The following is a 2,968-nucleotide window of genomic DNA, read 5'->3' on the forward strand; positions in this document are numbered from 1 at the left end:
GCCCCGGCCGCTCGGGCAGGGAGGGCGACGGTCGCTCGAAGCCGATGCGTTGCGGGTAGCCGTCGACGTGCGCGTCACCAGCCGTCGCGGTGCGGGAGTCGCGTGCCGCGAGGACGGCCACCAGCACCGACCCGGCCGCCACGGTGGCGACCAGTCGACGTCCTCGCATCCCGGAAACCTAGGTCCCGCTCCGGGGCCGAGCCGTTCCCACCGGACGAACCTCCCACCGATGGGGTACGGCCATGGGGTCGGAGCCCCGACGCGGGAGTGGCCCGAGGTCGGCCCGCACCCGACCCCCTGCTGCGTGAGCAGGGGGGTCGGGACCGTGCGGCGACCCCCCTGGGGCAGCACGGGTATGCGGTGGCCGACTCGTCGGGCCAGAGGGCTCCCTCCCGCCGGCGTGGCACCCGGTGCCCGGCCGATCGAGATCTCCCTCGGTTCGAGGATCTCCCGGACGGCGGACTGGGTTCAGGGTCAAGGGTCCCGGGTCGGAGGGACCTTGGTCCTACCCCTCACTCGTCGAGCTCGGCCGCCGGCAGCTCGACGGTCGAGGCGTACGGAGCTCGCCAGGTCAGACGGGTCCCGCCGCCGTCCCCCTGCGTCACCTCCAGGGTGCCTTCGCGCCGCTCGGCGCGATGCCGCAGGTTGTCCAGACCACTCATCCGGCCCAGGTCGGCGATGCCGACACCGTCGTCCTCGACGACCACCTCCAGCATCGGACCGAGGATCGAGATCAGCACGTGTGCGCGGTCGGCGTGGGCGTGGCGGGCCACGTTGCTCAGCGACTCGCGGACCACTGCCGCGACGTCGTCGATGAGTCCGTCGTCACTCACGGAGTCCACCGGCCCCGCGAAGAGCGCGGTGGTCTCCCACCCGAGCGAGGGCGACGCCTCCGCGACGACGTCGAGGACGGTCGCGCGCAGGCCGGCACCCCCGATGATGGTGCGTGGGCGGAGCTGGAAGATGGAGGCCCGGATCTGGCGTATCGCGTCGTCGATGATGTCGACCACCCGGTCGATCGACCGGGACGCCGGGCCCATCGTGGGCAGCGAGGCCTGCAGGGTCATGCCCGCGGCGAACAGCTGCTGGATCACGTGGTCGTGGAGGTCGCGCGCGATGCGCGCCCGGTCCTCGAGGAYGGCCATCCGCTGGGCCTCGCGGCGGGCGTCGGCCAGCTCGAGGGCCACCGAGGCGTGGTAGGCGAAGTTGGTCGCCATGTCGAGCTCCGCGGTGTGGAAGGCACGCCCTCCCGGGACCCGACCGACCACGAGCACACCGCGCACCGCATGGGTGCCGGCCAGCGGGATGATCATCACCGGGCCCAGCGCCACCACCTCCGCCACCATGAGCGCTGGCGACGGCGGACGCAGGCTGCCGACGTCCTCGAAGACCTCCGAGACTCCGGTGGCGAGCACCCGCTCGCTGATGGTGCCCGACAGCGGGTACCGGAAGCCCGTCACCTCGGCGGCCCCCTGCCCGGCCGCCACCTCCACCCGCAGCTCGGTCGGGTCCGGTCCGGGTTCGGGCACGGCCACCGCCACCACGTCGGCGCGGGCGAGCTCCGCGACCTTCGTCGCGACTCCCAGCAGGGCCTCCTCGCTCGAGAGCGTCAACACCCGCCGGGTCATGTCGGTCGACGCCTCCAGCCACTCCTGACGGTGGTTGGCCTCCTCGTAGAGGCGGGCGTTCTCGATGGCCACGCCGGCCGTCGCGGCCAGCGCCGACACCAGCTCCTCGTCCTCGGCGCTGAAGTCACCCTCCGACAACGAGGCGAGGTAGAGGTTGCCGAAGACCTCGTCGCGGACCCGGATCGGAACGCCGAGGAAGCCGCGCATCGGCGGGTGGGACTCCGGGAAGCCCACCGAGCGGACGTCCTCGGCGAGGCTCCGCAGCCGAATGGGACGTGGGTCGTCGATGAGCGCCCCGAGCAGCCCCTTCCCCTCCGGCAGGTGCCCGATGCGGTGTGCCCCGTCCTCGTCGATCCCGACGTGGATGAACTCCTCGAGGCCGCGGCCGCCGGGGTCGATGACCCCGATCGCCCCGTACGGCGCACTCACCAGCTCGCAGGCCGCCTGCACGATGCGCTCGAGCACGGTCGCCTGGGACAGCTCACCGATCACCAGCCGGTTGGCCTGCAGGAGCCCGCGCAACCGGCTCTGTGCCGCCATGACGTCCTGGGCGCGCGCGACGAACTTCGACAGCAGCTCATCGAGAGGCGGCTCGTCGTCGTCTCCAGCGGACCCGGTCATTCGACCCCCTCGGGCCGACCCAGGCCCACCCCCAAGGCTAGCGCCTGGCGGCTCGTCCGTCGTACCACGTGCGGGGCAACCTCACACAGGGACACGGGACACAGGGCACCGCGGTGTCCGCGCGCCCCCAGGTGGCAGGCTGGGGCGGCCATGCCCCCACCCGAGCCCCCCGCGCGCCGACTGCTGCTGGTCGTGGACGCCCCGTCGCTGCTCCACCGCAACCACCACGCGCGGGCGCACACCCGGATCACCGACCGGGCCGGCCGACCGGTGTGGGCGCTGCACGGCATGCTGCGCCAGATCCTGGAGGCGATCGACCGGTTCGCGCCCGACGCGGTGATCTTCGGGCTGGACGACCGCACGGCGTCGGTGCGCCGCGACCTCTACCCCGCCTACAAGGCCGGGCGGGCCGAGAAGGACCCCGAGCTCGTCGACCAGCTCGAGCGCGCGGGCGCCCTGCTCGACGCCCTCGGCCTGGCCACCCTCACCCCGGAGGGGCTCGAGGCCGACGACGTCAACGCCTCGGGGGCCACGTGGGCGACCACCCACGACTGGAGCTGCGTCATCATCACCTCCGACCGGGACGCCTTCGCCCACATCAGCGACCACACCCAGGTGCTGCGGCTCATCGACGGCGGGATCAACGGCTCCCCGCTCCTCAACCCGGCCCGGCTGCACGCGATGTACGGCGTGGCCGCCGACAGCTACCTCGCGTACGC

At 73.1% G+C, this 2,968-nt stretch carries 2 protein-coding genes; one reads left to right on the forward strand and one right to left on the reverse strand.

The annotated features are described in order from the left end of the window. Positions 1-512: 512 nt before the first annotated feature. Positions 513-2,249 (reverse strand): GAF domain-containing sensor histidine kinase, encoded by a 1,737-nt coding sequence (locus ACXJKL_RS18470; protein WP_457208463.1) that lies wholly within the window; start codon positions 2,247-2,249, stop codon positions 513-515. A 150-nt stretch (positions 2,250-2,399) separates the two neighbouring features. Here ACXJKL_RS18470 and ACXJKL_RS18475 point away from each other — a divergent pair. Next, positions 2,400-2,968: 5'-3' exonuclease (locus ACXJKL_RS18475; protein WP_457208464.1), on the forward strand; the 569-nt coding region annotated here is incomplete at its 3' end.

This window comes from Nocardioides sp. P5_C9_2 (assembly GCF_054049555.1).